This is a genomic window from Pseudomonas sp. WS 5410 (genome assembly GCF_012985645.1).
GTDB classification, from domain to species: domain Bacteria; phylum Pseudomonadota; class Gammaproteobacteria; order Pseudomonadales; family Pseudomonadaceae; genus Aquipseudomonas; species Aquipseudomonas shahriarae.
Genome location: NZ_JAAQWS010000001.1, coordinates 204037 through 220874, shown reverse-complemented (window position 1 = coordinate 220874; position 16838 = coordinate 204037). Strand labels below are relative to the sequence as shown.

At 56.1% G+C, this 16838-nt stretch carries 9 protein-coding genes; 4 read left to right on the top strand and 5 right to left on the bottom strand.

What is annotated here, in order from left to right:
- Window positions 1-204 precede the first annotated feature (204 nt).
- From folE to HBO24_RS00900, 3 genes are all read left to right on the top strand, one after another.
- Window positions 205-765 (top strand): GTP cyclohydrolase I FolE, encoded by a 561-nt coding sequence (gene folE / locus HBO24_RS00910; protein ID WP_169989715.1) that lies wholly within the window; start codon window positions 205-207, stop codon window positions 763-765.
- Between the two features lie 202 nt (window positions 766-967).
- Entirely contained in the window at window positions 968-2506 is a 1539-nt protein-coding gene (locus HBO24_RS00905) for a cryptochrome/photolyase family protein (protein ID WP_170059140.1), read from the top strand.
- Window positions 2503-2643, top strand: a complete 141-nt coding sequence (locus tag HBO24_RS00900) for a DUF2256 domain-containing protein (RefSeq protein ID WP_120733116.1) — start codon at window positions 2503-2505, stop codon at window positions 2641-2643. Before HBO24_RS00905 ends, HBO24_RS00900 begins: the two co-directional genes overlap by 4 nt.
- 147 nt (window positions 2644-2790) lie before the next feature.
- On the opposite strand, the gene HBO24_RS00895 is transcribed toward HBO24_RS00900, so the two are convergent.
- From HBO24_RS00895 to HBO24_RS00875, 5 genes are all read right to left on the bottom strand, one after another.
- The gene (locus HBO24_RS00895; protein ID WP_169989717.1) at window positions 2791-3570 is read right to left on the bottom strand and encodes an EAL domain-containing protein; all 780 of its coding nucleotides are present in this window, start codon (window positions 3568-3570) and stop codon (window positions 2791-2793) included.
- A gap of 335 nt (window positions 3571-3905) precedes the next feature.
- Entirely contained in the window at window positions 3906-4802 is an 897-nt protein-coding gene (locus HBO24_RS00890; protein WP_170059139.1) for a hypothetical protein, read from the bottom strand.
- A 51-nt stretch (window positions 4803-4853) separates the two neighbouring features.
- The gene (locus HBO24_RS29440) at window positions 4854-10916 is read right to left on the bottom strand and encodes a YadA-like family protein (protein ID WP_275942181.1); all 6063 of its coding nucleotides are present in this window, start codon (window positions 10914-10916) and stop codon (window positions 4854-4856) included.
- Window positions 10917-12235: 1319 nt separating this feature from the next.
- A complete protein-coding gene (locus HBO24_RS00880) occupies window positions 12236-13435 on the bottom strand; it encodes an EAL domain-containing response regulator (protein WP_170059137.1) in 1200 nt (399 codons plus the stop codon).
- Window positions 13436-13546: 111 nt separating this feature from the next.
- Entirely contained in the window at window positions 13547-14935 is a 1389-nt protein-coding gene (locus tag HBO24_RS00875) for an ATP-binding protein (protein WP_262381498.1), read from the bottom strand.
- A 158-nt stretch (window positions 14936-15093) separates the two neighbouring features.
- Here HBO24_RS00875 and HBO24_RS00870 point away from each other — a divergent pair, with 158 nt between their 5' ends.
- Window positions 15094-16692 carry a recombinase family protein gene (locus HBO24_RS00870; protein WP_170059135.1) on the top strand — a complete coding sequence of 533 codons (1599 nt, stop codon included), beginning with the start codon at window positions 15094-15096 and terminating at the stop codon, window positions 16690-16692.
- Window positions 16693-16838: the final 146 nt, after the last annotated feature.

Here is a 16838-nt window from a genome sequence, read left to right as displayed (position 1 = left end):
AAGGGGGGCACGCGCATCGCGCAGAAATGGTGCCTGCGACAGCCACCCATACGCATCACGCCTAGGAATGGCGCACATTGTCAGGTGGTTTTTTTAGGCCTACCCTATACAGAACCTATACAGCGCATTAGATAATGTACAATAAAAACTGACCACTGGCGCTGCAATTTGACGGTGAGAGCAGCATGGCTTCGAGGAATCTTAATGAACACATCAATAGCCGAGCATTACCGTGAAATTCTCGTCGGCGTCGGCGAGAACCCTGAGCGTGAAGGACTGCTGGATACTCCCCAGCGTGCAGCCAAAGCGATGCAGTACCTGTGCAATGGCTACACGATCAGTCTAGAGGATTTGATCAACGGCGCATTGTTCGAATCGCAAAACGATGAAATGGTCATCGTGCGCGACATCGAACTGTATTCGTTGTGTGAGCATCACCTGCTCCCCTTCATCGGCAAGGCTCATGTCGCCTACATCCCCACTGGGCGGGTGCTGGGCCTGTCAAAAGTCGCCCGGGTCGTCGATATGTTCGCCCGCCGCTTACAGATCCAGGAAAACCTTACAAAGCAAATTGCCGACGCTATTGCACACATCACTGATGCGGCCGGCGTGGCCGTGGTCATTGAGGCAAAGCACATGTGCATGATGATGCGGGGCGTGGAGAAACAAAACTCGGTGATGACCACCTCAGTGATGCTGGGCGCCTTTCGTGAGTCGTCCGCTACGCGGCTGGAGTTCCTGCAACTGATTGGGCAACGCAGTTAACGCTCGGAGCTCGCGCAGGCTTGCAGGAGAGACTCAATGAACAGTTCCTTTGAAATGAACGCCTTGGTGATAGGCGCCAGCGGTGCGCTTGGCGCAGCGTTTGGAATGGCTGAAAGCAGATCCATGACGATATCGAGTCGTTACGCATTCCTTTCTCGCTGGCGGCACCCTGGTGAGTCACGTTGCGCCGGGGGCCTGGCAAATGAGTAAGATTCGCCGACTGTGCCTGGTGCTGGGCGACCAACTGTCTTGGGACTTGGCTTCATTGCAGGGGCTGGATCCCCAGCGCGATGCGGTGTTGCTGGTCGAGGTGATGGAGGAAGCAAGCCATGTGCCCCATCACCCACAAAAAATCGCGCTGATCTTCAGTGCGATGCGCCATTTTGCCGAGGCGTTGAAGCAGCGCGGTATCCGCGTGCACTACGTCAGCCTGGATGATCCGCACAACAGTGGATCGGTGCCCGGCGAGTTACGGCGCTGGCACTCACTGCTTCAGCCACAGCAACTGCACCTGACTGAGTGCGGTGACTGGCGCCTGGAGCAGTCGCTCAAGGACTGTCGCTTAACGATACAGTGGCATAGCGATAGCCGTTTTCTCTGCACCCGCGGCGAATTTTCGTCTTGGGCCGAGGGCAAAAAGCAGCTGCGCATGGAATTCTTCTACCGCGAGATGCGGCGCAAAAGTGGCTTGTTGCTTAATGGCGACCGCAGCCCGGTCGGTGGCGCCTGGAACTTTGATGCCGAAAACCGCAAGGCGTTGCCCAAAGGGGCGAGAGCGCCCTCACCCATGCGCTTTTCGGCCGATGCCATCACCCAGGAAGTGCTGGCGCTGGTGGCAAAAAACTTCTCCGGCCACTATGGCACCCTCGACACCTTCGACTACCCGGTAACCCACGCCGATGCCCAAGCCTTGTGGGATTACTTTCTCGATTGGGGCCTGGCTGCGTTCGGCGACTACCAGGATGCGATGGCCAGTGACGAACCCTTCCTGTTTCATGCGCGGATCAGCGCCGCGCTAAATATCGGCCTGCTGGATCTGCGCCAGTTGTGCAGCGACGTCGAAGCCGCGTACTGGGCGCAGCGGATTCCGCTGAACGCTGCCGAAGGCTTCATTCGTCAACTGATCGGTTGGCGGGAATACGTCCGAGGCATCTACTGGTTGAAGATGCCTGAATATGCCGACGGAAATGAATTCAGCAACACAAGGTTGCTTCCAGAGTTCTACTGGACAGGCGAAACGAAGATGAACTGCATGCGCCAGGCCATTAACCAAAGCCTTAAGCATGCCTACGCTCATCACATCCAACGGCTAATGGTTACCGGCAATTTCGCTTTGCTCGCAGGTATCGCGCCGAGTCAAATATGTGAGTGGTACCTGGCAATCTACATGGACGCGTTCGACTGGGTGGAGTTGCCCAACACACTTGGTATGGTCATGCATGCAGACGGCGGCTACATGGGATCTAAGCCTTACTGTGCGAGCGGCCAATACATCAAGCGCATGTCCGATTATTGTCGTGGCTGCGCGTACAAGGTGAGCGAAAGCACCACAGATGACGCCTGCCCTTTCAATGCGCTTTATTGGCACTTCCTGATACGTCACAGCGACCGCCTGCGCAGCAATCACCGTATGGGCATGCAGTATAAAAACCTCGACCGAATGCCTGAATCAAAGCAGCAAGCGCTCTGGCAACGTGGTCAATTGTTGCTCGCAAACTTAGATAACGGTGAATCATTTTGAAAAAGAGTGAACTCCCGGTCAAAACCTGCATGACTTGCGGCCTTCCCTTCCTATGGAGGAAGAAATGGGCGCGCTGCTGGGAGGAAGTTCGTTACTGTTCTGAGCGCTGCCGGCGTAGTAAACCTGCCCAGTGCTGAGCCAAAAAATGGCCATCACAGGCCCTTTTGTACTCAAGCCAAAATCACTTGCTTAGCCAGGAGGTCGATGTGATGTTAGGCGTTTTAGAAGGTCACACCAAAAATCACAACCTGAGCCTACAACGATGTGCGCTATGAAATTTTCAGTTAGGAATAAATTGGAAGCGGTAGTAGAAATGTATCAGGTCGTGCGAAGAGGTACCCTTGCATAAGATCTATGCCTAAGCGGAGTAATGCATCACTCTCATCACGGGTTTCAATACCTTCGGCCACAACCACTATATTTAAACGGTTTGCGACTAAAACAATACCTTCGACTATTGCAGTTTTAACCGGGTCTTTGTCAATGTTTCTTGTGAGAGCCATGTCAATTTTTAGCACATGAGGTTGGAACATCGCCAATAAATTCAACCCCGAGTAACCCGAGCCGAAATCGTCGATAGATGTAGTGAAACCTTGACGCTTGTACTCTTCGAAAATCCCCTTTAGATGCATAGGGTCATCAACACGTTCACCTTCGGTCACTTCGAACATTAGTCTCTCTGGAGGGAACCCAAACAGTCTGGCAGCCTCCAGAGTGGCTCGAATGCAGGTTTCGGGTCGATACACAGCATTTGGCAAAAAATTGATACTGAGCTTGCAGTCTGGAATGCCCAGCAAACCTAGTTCCGTCGCTCTCTCGATAGCCTTGACTCGGCATGCTTGGTCAAAGCGGTATCGGTTGTCATCATTAACCTGATCCAAGATGCTCGCCGCCGACTCACCGTTCACCCCGCGTACAAGGGCTTCATAGGCGAAGGTTGTGCGCGTTCTTACGTTAACGATTGGCTGGAATGCCATTATGAAATCGAACCCCAACCCTTCTAGATTTCGGCACTCTGCGCAGCCGACTGATACGAACGTAGAGAACGCAATATTACGGGGCATGGCTGATCCTCCAGATTTTTAGCAACCCTAACCTATAATTTTCGAGCTTTCAGTATGTATCGGCACTGATCTGGCTTCGTTGAAGGCGCATGTTCATCGCGTGCAACGCGCCAGCCTGATAATGCCAGTTTTCGCCACGCCAATATCTTGTTTTGCGCATTTCCAAGCAGAGCCAGCATCACTGGCAACCGCGCGAGGAATGCCGGCGTCAGGACGGGGCCGCTGACCTTAACACCGCATGCAATGCAGACGCTGTACCCTACTGTCGACGGCTTCAGCCATCATCCACCTCCATGCAATATACGTTTCGATAGTTAATGCGTGTCTACGCGTGCTCACTGGATTGAGGTGGACAGTGGCGACGCGGGAGATGTCAGCAAGGGTTCGACGGCTGCGGGAAAGTACTCCACCTGCAGCGGGTATTCCTGCCCCATCAACCGCCCCTTGCCATACCAGACGATACCGCCCTGACTGAGGATCAGACCATTGCGGCCAAACTCGAAAACGCTGCCGACAGAACTACTGAACATGAAGCGGCTTTCATCCATTTGCAGCAGCGTGTACTGCGTGTTCGCAGGCGGCAGTTGTTCCTTGATGCGTTGCAGGTAAGTCTGGGCTAGGCGAGCAAACAGCTGCCCAGCCTGTTCACGGTATTGTGGAATCGTTAGGCCCGGCCTGTGCTGCAACTCGACGGCGATCAAGGCGAAGATATCGGCGTTGGCCCGCGCTATGGCCAACTTGATCGACAGCGCCGACGTCAGCAATGGGTTATCAATCTGCAACGACGACTTTTCTGGCTGACCGTTGGCGGCCGGTGCAATGACGGGGAGCATGAACTCGCCCACGTTGACGGTCGACAGCACGCTCGTCGCCAAATATGCCGCACAGGCAGTGGCTTGACCCGGCTGATCACCATTGATCAACAACGAAAACGGGCTGCCCTCTCGAGGCAAAGTTTGCGCGTCAATCCCCTGCTGTTTGAGGAAGGCGTTGACCTCTTCCTGTTTCACTTCGCCTCGGGCCAATGCACAGAGCTGCTTCATAATCGGGGCTTTGTTCGCCTCGTTGAACCTGGGCGACATTTGCAAAATCGCGTCTTGGATTACAGCCAATGCCGGAACACGCAGCCAGGTATGCGGGGTATCCGTAGGTCGGTCTGCCAGGAATTTCTCGTAACCGGCCCAGGCCGCCAACATGATTAGGATGGCGACGGAAATGGTTTTTATATTCATGTTTTTTGCCTGAAAAAGTTGGATTAGGGCTGCGCAATATTTGCCAGCAGATCACCACTGATAACCGACACCCACCGCCATCCCGATATTGCGCTGGGTGTCGGTACTGCCCTGTAACTTGGTCACCCAGCGACCGTTGGCTGACATGTGCGATACGCCGAAGGCCAGCGACGATTGACCGCGATAGGTGGCCGCTGCAACCGTCGTCATGCTGGAACCCGGCGAATAAGACTGCGGCAGGCTGGACATGGCCATCGCGCCGGCGATACCTGCACTGAGAACTTCGTCCTGATACTTGAGGTCTTTTTTCAACTCCGTGTAGCGCTGATCGGTGTAGGCATTGGCATTCGTGGTGATGCCCTCCACGCTTCGGTTCAACTGGTCGACGTTCACTGCATCCGTACCGCTTGTACCCGCCGCGAGGTTGGTGAGCTGCCGCTCATTGCCAGCACTGCCGACCGAGACACTGTTGTCGCGGTCAGCCACCGAATTGGTCCCCAGTGCCGTGGCATTCTTGGCCGAAGCCTTGGCCCCGTTACCCAGCGCAACCGAGTTTTCCCCGGTCGCCTGAGCCCGCGTACCGACCGCCGCGCTGTTGTTACCCGACGCCTGCGCCCCTGCCCCACCCGCGATCGCATCGGCACCCGTGGCTTTGGGCTTAGATGCGGCACTGCTGTTGTTCACCTGGAACATGCCGTCGGTACCGTTTTTGAGGTTGCTGACATCTCCTTCGACGGCGGTGATGCGCCCGGCCTGCTGACCCGCTTCGGCGTTCAGATTGGCAATCGAATCGTCGGTGTATTGCTTGGCTTCGGCCACTGCACCGTCGAGCTGGCGCACATTGACCGCATCATTGGCGTTCTTGCCGTCGGCAACGTTGCTGATCGTTCGGGTTGCGCCGGTGGTCGAATTGCCCACCGAAACCGTGCCCGAGGTCACGTTGTTCTCACCCGAATACTTGCCGCTGTAGGTTTCGGCACCCCGACCGGCATCGCTGGAGTCACTGCCGATCGCCACGCTGCCACTGGCAGACGCCGTGGCGCCGCTGCCCAACGCCACCGAGCCACTGCCCGAAGCCTGTGCCTGAGGCCCCAGCGCCATGGCATCGGTGCCAGTGGCGGCGGAGTCAGCCCTGGTCGAGTTGACGTGCAGATACTTGATGCCACCGCCCGAGCCGATCAGTGTTTCAAGCCCCCCTACCCGACCGTCGAGGTTAGTAATGTCCGAGGTGTTCTGATCCACCTGTGTGCCGAGCACTTTGAGTTGCGCCACGTTGACCGCGTCGGTGTCCTGCGTGCCGGCTGCCAGCCCGGTCAGCTTGCGACTGCCCAGCGCCGTACCAATGCCGATCTCGCCGACTGACGTCTGCGATGCAGCTAATCGATAGGCGCTGTAGCCGGTCTCGGCACCGACGGTGGTCAGCGAGCTTGAGCCGAGCGCCACGCTCATGGCGTGGCTGGCATTAGCACCAGCACCCAGTGCAACCGATTGTTCGGCTGCGGCCTGCGCGGCGCTGCCCAGGGCGATGCCGGACGCCAACAACACTTGGGCATTGCGACCAATGGCAATACCACCGGCGGCGGCCTGACTGACAGACGCCTGATTGCCCAGACCAATGCCGTTATCACCGTTGACCACGGTGCCCGGGCCAACCGCGATCGACTCGCTACCGCTGGCGAGCGAGTCCGTCGGGTTGGTCGAGTTGGCGTGGAAATACAGCGTGCCGGTAGAACTCAACGAGCCCATCGCCCCGGTCAATTGACGCAGGGTCACGGCGTCGTGAGCGTCGGTGGCATCCGCCACGTTAGTGATCTGGCGGTAGCTGCCGGCCTTGCCCACCGACACCGACCCCAGCAAAGTGGCATCCGAAGTGTCGTAGATAATCGTCCCGCTCCCAGCAGCGATAGAACCGGTGGTGGGTGCCAGGGCACGGTCAGCGACCGAACCTTCGCCCAGTGCGATACCGCCCGCTACCTGAGCCTGGCTCAGACGTCCCAGCGCGAGGGCGCCAGCAGCCGTCGCAGTGGCCCCCGAGCCGGCCGCGAATGAATTGGCACCTGCGGCAATGGACTGTGGCCCGATCGCGATGCTGTCCAGACCGTTGGCTTGGGAGTCGGCCAGTGTCGAGTTGCTGTGGAAATACTTGATGCCGGTGCCGTTATTGACGAGGTTATCGACGGTCTGATTGGTCGCGAACAGCTGCGAGCCATTCACTGCGTCGGTGCTGGTCGCGTTCAAGGTGCCGGCCGCAACGTTAGTCAACTTCACCGCGATACCTGCGGGGTTGAAGGTCACCTGGGTTTTGGCCGCAGCATCGTCGTATTTCACTGCCACCGACGCAGTATTGGTCACACTGGTGTTGAGGTCGGTGAGTGCTGCGCCAACGTTGTTGCTGAGCAAAGGCCCGGTGTTGGCACCGGTTGCGCTGATACTATTGGTGGAATAGCTGGGAGCTGTCCATGTCCCGGCAACCGTATCAAGCGCTGCGCCGCTGCCCAGAGCGGTCGCCGTGTCCTGGCCTACCTGGTTCAGTTGGCTGACGTTGACAGCGTCTGTCGCCGAGCTGCCTGCCGCCAGGCCGGTAATGCGACGGCCATTAGCGCCGTTGGCGATGTTCACTTCGCCCCCCGCCGTCGCTGCGCCGCCGACACCATAAGCCGCATTGGCTAATGTCGTGCCCGTGGCGGACGAGTTGGCGCCCAGCGCCACTCCATTGGCAAGGGTTGCGCTGGCGAGCGGGCCAATGGCTACGCTGTCCTGGCCGGTTGCGCTGCTATCGGCCAGTGTCGAGTTGCTATGGAAATACTTGATGCCGGTGCCGTTGTTGACGAGGTTGTCGACCGTCTGATTGGTTGCGAACAGCTGCGAGCCATTCACTGCGTCAGTGCTGGTGGCGTTCAAGTTTCCGGCCGCGACATTGGTCAATCTCACCGCAGTGCCGGCGGGGTTGAAGGTCACCTGGTTTTTGGTCGTCGCATCGTCGTATTTCACGGCTACTGCGGCTGCGTTGGTCAGGCTTGTATTGAGATTCGTCAGTGCCGTGCCAACGTTGTTGCTGACCAGAGGCCCGGTGTTGCTGCCAGTCGCGCTGATGCTGTTGGTGGAATAGCTCGGCGCGGTCCATACGCCTGTCGTCGCATCAAGCGCTGCGCCGCCGCCCAAAGCGGTCGCGGTGTCCTGCCCTGCTCTGTTCAGTTGGTCGACGTTGACAGCATCTGTGGCCGAGCTACCTGCTGCCAGACCGGTAATGCGGCGGCCATTGCCGCCATTGGCGATGTTGACTTCGCCACCCGTTGCCGCGCCCCCCACACCATAAGCTGCGTTAGCCAGTGTTGCGCCGGTGGCGGATGAACCCGAGCCCAACGCAACGCTGTTGGCGAAACCGGCCGTTGCACCATTGCCCAGGGCAACGCTGTTGACACCGGTGGACACAGCAGCAGGCCCCATCGCCACGCTGTCCTGACCCGTGGCGCTGCTGTCGGCGAGGGTCGAGTTGCTGTGGAAATACTTGATACCGGTGCCGTTATTGACGAGGTTGTCGACCGTCTGGTTAGTCGCGAACAGCTGCGAGCCATTCACTGCGTCGGTGCTGGTGGCGTTCAAGGCGCCGGCCGCAACGTTGGTCAACTTTACTGCGGTGCCTGCGGGGTTGAAGGTCACCTGGTTTTTGGTCGTCGCATCGTCGTATTTCACGGCTACTGCGGCTACGTTGGTCAGGCTTGTATTGAGATTCGTCAGTGCCGCGCCCACGTTGTTGCTGACCAGAGGCCCGGTATTGGCACCGTTTGCGCTAATGCTGTTGGTGGAATAGCTCGGCGTGGTCCATACGCCCGTAGTCGCATCAAGCGTAGCGCCGCCGCCCAAGGCTGCCGCCGTATCCTGGCCGGTTTTATTCAGCTGACTGACATTGACTGCGTCGGTGGCCAAGGCACCCGCGGCAAGGCCGGTGATGCGCCGACCGTTGGCGCCGTTGGCCACGTTGACTTCCCCGCCAGCAGTGGCAGTGCCGCCGATGCCATAGGCAGCGGTGCCCAGGGTCGTGCCAGTCGCGGAAGCGCCGCTGCCCAGGGCCACAGAGTTAGCCGTTCCTGCCGCAGCGCCATTGCCCAGGGCTAACGCATTGGTAGCGGTTGCGCTGGCGGCAGGTCCCACTGCAACGCTGTCGGTGCCGGTGGCGGTGCTGTCTGCCAAAGTGGAGTTGGCGTGGAAATATTTGATGCCCGCGCCGGCAACAATGTTATTCACCGTAGCGCCCAAACTGTTCACGGCGGTATTGGTGGAGAATAACTGGCTGCCGTTCACAGCATCGGTGCTGGTGGCAGTGACCTGGCCTGCGGCGACGTTGCTCAGTTGGCGTTCGTTACCCAGGCTACCCAGGCTCAAAACACCAACAGGCGCTGCACCCGCGTAGGTGTAAGTGGTGCCATTGATTACCCCGCTGGCCGTGGCGGTCGCGGCAGCAGTTGTCGCGCCGCTGCCCAAGGCGACTGAGTTAGCCGTCCCAGCCGTCGCGCCATTGCCCAGAGCTACAGCGTTAGTGGCAGTAGAGCTGGCGGTGGGTCCCACTGCGACGCTATCGACACCGGTGGCGGTGCTGTCGGCCAAGGTCGAATTGGCGTGGAAGTATTTGATACCCGCGCCGTTGTTGATGTTGTTAACGGTGGTGTTGGTGGCAAACAGCTGCGCCCCGTTTACCGCATCACTGCTGGTGGCGTTCAACGCACCCGGTGCCACGTTGGTCAGCGTCGTCGCCGCACCACTTGGGTTGAGGGTAATTTGAGTTTTTGTAGCCGCATCGTCGTATTTCACAGCAACTGCTGCGGTGTTGGTCAAGCCGGTATTGAGGTTGCCCAGGGCTGCACCGACGTTGTTACTGGTCAGTGCGCCAGTGTTGGTACCGCTGGTATTGATGCTGTTAGTGGCATAGTTGGGTGCGGTCCAGGTACCGGTCGTAGGGTCGAGCGCTGCGCCGCCGCCCAAGGCGGTGGCAGTGTCCTGCCCTGCCTTGTTCAACTGACTGACGTTGACCGCGTCGGTGGCCGAAGCACCCGCGGCAAGGCCGGTGATGCGCCGACCGTTAGCGCCGTTGGCCACGTTGACTTCCCCGCCAGTGGTGGCAGTGCCGCCGACACCATAGGCAGCGGTGCCCAGCGTCGCGCCAGTGGCGGAAGACCCGCTGCCCAGGGCTACAGAGTTATCCGATCCTGCTGTCGCGCCATTGCCCAGGGCTACAGCGTTAGTGGCAGTGGAGCTGGCGGTGGGTCCCACTGCGACGCTATCGACACCGGTGGCGGTGCTGTCAGCCAAAGTCGAATTGGCGTGGAAGTATTTGATACCCGCGCCGTTGTTGATGTTATTGACCGTGGTGTTGGTGGCAAACAGCTGCGACCCGTTCACCGCATCCGTACTGGTGGCATTCAACGTCGCCGGTGCCACGTTAGTGATCGTCACCGGAGCACCTGCTCCGGTGCCACCCGTCGCACCCAAAGTGATCTTGGTACCGCCGGCGGCATCGTATTTGACGGCGATATTGGCCGTGTTATCAACGTTGGTGTTGAGCGCTGTCAGGGCAGCGGCAACCGTGGTCTGCGCTGTAGGCCCAGCCACAGCCCCGGTAGCGCTGACACTATTGATCGGCTGGCTAAAGCCGGTGATATTCCCCGTCGCCGGACTGTAGGTCGCGCCACCGCCCAGCGTGCTGGCTGTTGTGGTGCCCAGGTTGTTGACGCCGGTGACGACCGAATTCAGCTGAGAGCCGTTAATAGCATCGGTGCTGGTGGCTGAAATCACGCCTGCCGCAACGTTCTGGATCTGGCGCTCAGTACCTGCCGCACCCACCGACACCACACCATTGGTCGAAGCCGCTGCTTGCACGCCCGCTGCAGTAGCACCAAATTGCGCAGTAGTGCCGGTATGCGGAGCAGCTGTCGTTGACTTCGAACCTAACGCCACATCGTTGGTATTGTTAGCCACTGCGGTATCGCCCAGCGCCACGGCGCCTGCTGCAGCCGCATTGCTAGTATTTCCCAGTGCGACCGAACCTTGGCCAGTGGCCGTATTGGTGTTACCCAGCGCGACAGCCCCTTGGCCGTTCGCAGTGTTGTCGGCCCCCATAGCGACAGCCCCCGTGCCCGTGGCGACGTTCGGATCCCCGATAGCCACTGCACCGTTCCCTGTCGCAGTGTTTCCGGCACCGATCGATACGGCTTTGCCACCCTGGGCGAGCGCGCTGTCACCGATTGCCACGGCCGAGGCCGAGCTGGTGGTTGCCCCCTTACCTATAGCCACGCTGTTGGTGGCGCTGTTGGTTACGGATGCTAGAAGCCCGATTGCAACACCGGAAGTAGCAGTCGCCGACACCGTCGATTGGCCACCCAGAGCGATAGAATCGGCGGCCCCGGCCTGGGCCCCACGGGTGGTGTTACTACCAATGGCAACGGCACCCGCGCCGGACGCTGTAGTGGACTGTACTGCTGTAAGCGAAGTAGTGCCGGTCCCAGCGGAACCACCGATGGCCACGCTATTAGTCTGATTCGAAACGCTACCGTAGCCCAAAGCGACACTTGCAGTACCCGACGCATTGGCTTCCAACCCTATCGCAGTGGCCCATTTGACGGCTTTGGCAGAATATCCGACTACTGTTCCACCGAGCCCGGTCACGGTAGAGAAGCTGCCAAAAATAGTAGCTCCATCGAAGCTTCCAGCGGATGAACTGCAACCGGCAACGTTTATATAAGCACCACTGCCGGCAGTCGGTTCTGCAATCGCCCCCGAGACGGCAGTCCGACCCACAGTACCACTAGCGGTACCGGCACAGCTGCCAGCAGAAGAGTTAGCAAAATACAGCCATGCGTACCCTGGCTCAGACCATCCAACAGTCAGACCCAAAGCCACCGCGAGCACACTCAGCGCTCGCGATTTCCCCTTAAGTGCAAGAAGTGGGTTAACCCCCTGCTTACGCTGCCCCGCCGACCCACTCTTTGTCTTCTTGCTGGCAAGTTCCGAAGCCACTACCCAGCAGCGTAAAGAAGTATTCCATACAACCGAAAAGACTTTATTCATAACTGAACTGGCATCAGGCCAGCCTCCGATATCCGAGTCATCCATTGCGTGATGACTTCCGCCTTCAATTCGATTGCGGATACAGAGCCTCGTCGACAGACATCGAATCCCCTCTACAAACGACGAGAATCGAACTTCGCTGACGTAGCGAGCAGGCAACACAATGGAATTAAGTAAGCGTATTTTCTCGACTGCCTGCGCGGATTAAGTCAGGAAATTTCCTGCTATTTGTAGGAAATTTCCCAGCAAACAAACATGAATAACGCCCTTCCAAACGCAAAAAAAAACGCCAAAGAACAGGTAATAAAGGTTCTTTGGCGTTATGCGTTTTCTGAATAAGTTCAAGCAGTGCGCATTGAGTGACGCGCTCACTAACTTGCTGTTATCCCTCGCTGAAGTTCCAGCCAATTCAATAAACTGGCCGCCGACATCGGCCGTGCACACAAGTAGCCCTGCCCTTGCTTACACCCCAGTTCCAGCAGCACTTTGCGTTGTTCTTCGGTTTCGATCCCTTCGACCACCACCGACATGCCCAGCGCCTCACCCAGGGCCAGCGTGCTACTGATCACAGCGCGACGACGCGGTTCATGTTCAAGCCCGCGCACGAACTCGCCGTCGAGTTTGATTTCGTTGAACGGCAACTGGCACAGCCGCTGCAACGAAGAAAACCCCGCACCGAAATCATCGATCGACAGGCTGCAGCCCATCATTCGCAGACGCACCAGGCTTTCCAGGCTGATCGCCGGCTCTTCGAGCAATCCCGTTTCGGTCAACTCAAAGGTCAACCCCGACCCCGGTAGATCATGTGCCATCAAGGCGTTCTGAATCTGGCCCGTGAGTTCCGGTTTGACCAGTTGCTCCGCGTGCAGATTGAGCGCGACATTCAGGGCAAAGCCCTGATTGATTGCTTGGCGCTGGAGCCTCAAGCAGTGTTCCAGCTGCTGGAACAGCAACTCATCGAGCAATCCGCACCGTTCGATAACCGGCATGAACACCGACGGTGGCAAGACCCCTTTGAACGGATGGTGCCAACGCGCCAAGGCTTCGATACTGCACACCTCACCTGTCTGCAGATTGAACTTAGGCTGAAAGTAGGTGTGCAGTTGATGGCCGGCGAGCGCTCGACGCACCTCTTCCTCGGTGGCAGGCACGACAGGCAGCACACCCGATTCGTTAATAGGCTCGTTCAAGTGTTTGGCCCGTAAAAGCTGTAACGCCTCAGGTTGCAAAGGCTTACTGATATCGTCCAGCAGCGCCATGCCGAGCAGCGAAATCAGTTGCCCCTGCATACTGCGCGTATCGGCCGACAGCGTACGGCTGATGATAATCGGCCCTGTCAGCCCGGATCGGCCCATGGTCTGCAGAAGATCCTGTGCGCCCGCACTTTCCATAGGCAAATCGCACAGCGTGATATCCACTGAACCGTTCTGCTCGAGGAACGCGAGAGCTGGCGCGCTCTGGGTGGCCACAAAGACTTCCTGGCACCCGGCCTGGCGCAGGCGGTTAGCCAACTTTGAGCCACTGCAAGGCGTGTCGACAAGAACCAGAATGCGAAGAGGGAGCATGTGCATGGAAGCCGCTCACTTTGAAAGGAATGAGCCTATTGTCCGTGCCGAGCCAGCAGGTATCGTTAGGAAACGTCCCTGCAGATGTAGGAATTTTCCCAGTGGCGAGACCAGCTTCTAATCGACGTCGACACTGCCCCCCTTCTCGATCGCTTCCGGATCAGCTATGTGCTGCTCCAACGTATGCCCCAATCGCTCCATCGCTTGTTGCAACGCATCCACGGTTTCTGTCAGCGCAGCATTGTCAGCCCTCCTGCAGACCTCCTCCAACCGCTCGCAACACTGAATCAGAATGCCTGCCTTGATAATCCGCGCCCCGCCCTTGACCCGGTGGGCGAGCGCGGAAAGGCCTAACAAGTCGTGTTCGCCAAACAGCTTGATGAGCCGCAGCATGTCCTCTTCGTTGCTGCTGGCCAGATTCCTCAGCAGCCTCCTGACTGCGGTTTGATCGCCGTGGTTCAGTTGCTGCAGGCTGCTCAGGTCGATGTCGCCCTCGACAACAGGGCCCACGGCGCCCTTCATCGGTGAATCCGCCTTAGGCTGTACGCAGGCGAACCGGGCACTCAGATCACTCAGGCTGATCGGCTTAAACAGGCAGTCATCCATCCCTTCTGCCAGGCAGCGGTCTTTTTCCTGTGGCTGTGCATTGGCGGTAAGACCGAGGATCAGACAAGGTTGCGCCGCCGATGAGCGTTCTTCGTCACGGATGGCCCGCGTCAATTCATAACCGTTCATGACTGGCATGCTGCAGTCAGTGATCACCACATCGAAATGGCCATTTCGCCAGGCTCGCAGGCCATGGGCGCCGTCCTCGGCGTCGCTGACGCTGTGACCAAGGTAGGATAATTGCTGCGAGAGCAGCAATCGGTTGGCCGGGTAATCGTCGATCACCAGGATGTTCAGTACGCTCATCTGGTCCGGGATTTTAGCGACCGAGCGCTCGGTAGCAGGCACGGGTTGCAGGATCATAAGGTCGAGGCAGATATCAATCTGCGTGCCCTTGCCGGGCAGACTGGTCAGGTGCAAATGCCCGTCCATCATTTCACACAAGGTACGGCTGATGAGCAGCCCCAACCCCGAGCCACCCCGCGCCGACTGATGATTATTGCGGGCCTGGCCGAACGGGTTGAACAACAGCGCTTGATCCTCGGCGCAAATACCGATACCGGTATCATTCACCTGAATATGAATCGCCAGGCGCTCACCACACGCGCTCAGTATCGCCTGAACGCTCAAGCGCACCTCGCCCTCGTCAGTGAACTTGATCGCGTTGCTCAACAAGTTGGACAGTATCTGTTTGAAACGCAGCGGGTCGATTAATACATCGCGACAGGCCTTGAGGTCGAAATCCAACAATAGTCGAACACCCTTTTGCCGTGCCACGCCGTCGAACATGCGCACCACCGACTCGACCAGCTCACGCAGGCTGGCCCGCTCCGGCGTCAGGGACAGGCGGCCGGATTCAATCCGAGCAATGTCGAGAATATCGCCGATCAGGTCCAGCAACCCCTGGGCTGCGCCTGAGGCCACTTCGATGGCGAAGCGATCCATGACGCCTTGATCGGCCTTCTTCATCGCCAGTTCGAGCATGCCGATCACGGCAATGACAAGCGCTTTTTGTATAAAATGCTACAATCCTTTATTTTCGGGGCTTGTAGAGCATTATGACTATCAAAAAATCACTGCCTCGTGCCTTCTCTGACGTGTTCAGAGACGACGAAACGATCAACGTATACAGCTACATACGCTTTTCGTCGAAAGCCCAAGCTCTGGGCTTTGGCGAGGTTCGACAGCTTGAACAGCTCAATAGCTTTTTCGAGCAGTATCCCCAGGCTCGACAGATTGAGCGCTATCAAGATTTAGGCGTTTCGGCATTCAAGGGCAAAAATTTAAAATCTGGACAATTAGCGAAGTTCGTCGAGCGCATCAAATCAAAAGAAATTCTTCCCAATGCTCTGCTACTTGTTGAAAGTTTTGACCGAATTAGTCGTGTGGGTGGTTATGACGCTCTTGAACTGATTATCTCAATCATTCAAGCAGATTGTGCAATCTATACACTTTTCGATAATCGACTTTACTCTAAAAGAAAAAAAGACAGTAGTGTCGATATTAGCCTCATTCAAAATATTCTGGAACGAGCAAATGACGAAAGTCGTGCAAAGTCTGAACGAATTTCTGACGCAAAAGCGAGAAACTTAATCAAGGGTGAAAAAGGCGGAATTATCACAAAACGATGCCCGTTTTGGATTTCATTCATTGATAATAAATTCGTCTTGAACGAACACGCAAAAGCAGTTAAACGAATGACTGAACTGTGTTTCGATTTTGGTTTCCAAGCAATTGCGCAAGAACTGAACAAAGAAAATCACGCTCGAAAATACACAGAGAGCACAGTAGGTAAAACTCTACACAAGCATTCTATTTATGGCTCATTTTTATCAATGAAAAATGACGAGCAAGGCAACAGAACAGTCTTTAACAAAGAGATTAAAAACTACTATCCTGCAATTATCAGCGAAGCAGAATTTCATCGTATAAGCGCAAAACTCAAAGAGAGACAAGAGCCTCGGCTCGCAGGTCGAAAAGCTTCTGATTTTAAAAATATATTGAGGGGTTTGGTTTTCTGTAAATGCGGTTCGACATTCAGGTTTCACGCACAGAAAAACTTTTATGTCGATTTAGTTTGTAATGCTTCATCAGTTCATAAGTGCAAGTTCGCTCAAAAAAATAAAAGCGTTAGATACAGATATGCATTAGTTGAACAGATATTTTTGGCGTATCAATCACTCATTCCGTTTCATCAAATAATTTCAAAAAACGACGATGTTAAGGCGCTTGAAAAAGAGCATCAAGAAATTTCTGGCTTGATAGTTCTCAAAGAAAAAGCATTAGCAAATAATTTCGCTATTCTTGAAAGCTCATCTGACAGCGCACGCAAATACATCACTCAAAGAATTGACGAAGTGAGTGAGGAATTAGACAAGCTCAAAGCTGATGAGAACAAACTAAATCAGAGAATTATTTCGATGCATCTGTCATCGAAATCAGACTTGAATGTCATTGAAATTTACAATCTATTGATGACAGAAAAAGGTCGAATTAAGATCAACAATTTTCTTCATTCACAAAAAATTAAACTAATAATCACGCCAGTGAAAAAGAAATTTTTCACTCTCGACATTTATCACGATGACAAACACATAGACACAATTGATGTTACTGCGAGCGATTACACAGCACGAAACTACACACATCTAAAATAGCTTTCTCAAAGTATTCAGCACAACAAAAAGCCAGATTAAAAATCTGGCTTTTTCTTCTGCTTTGCTTTTAAAGCAGATATCCAAATACTTTTGCTAACGGTCATTTTTAGCAATTCCAAATGCTATTATTAAATTAGAGAGCTTTA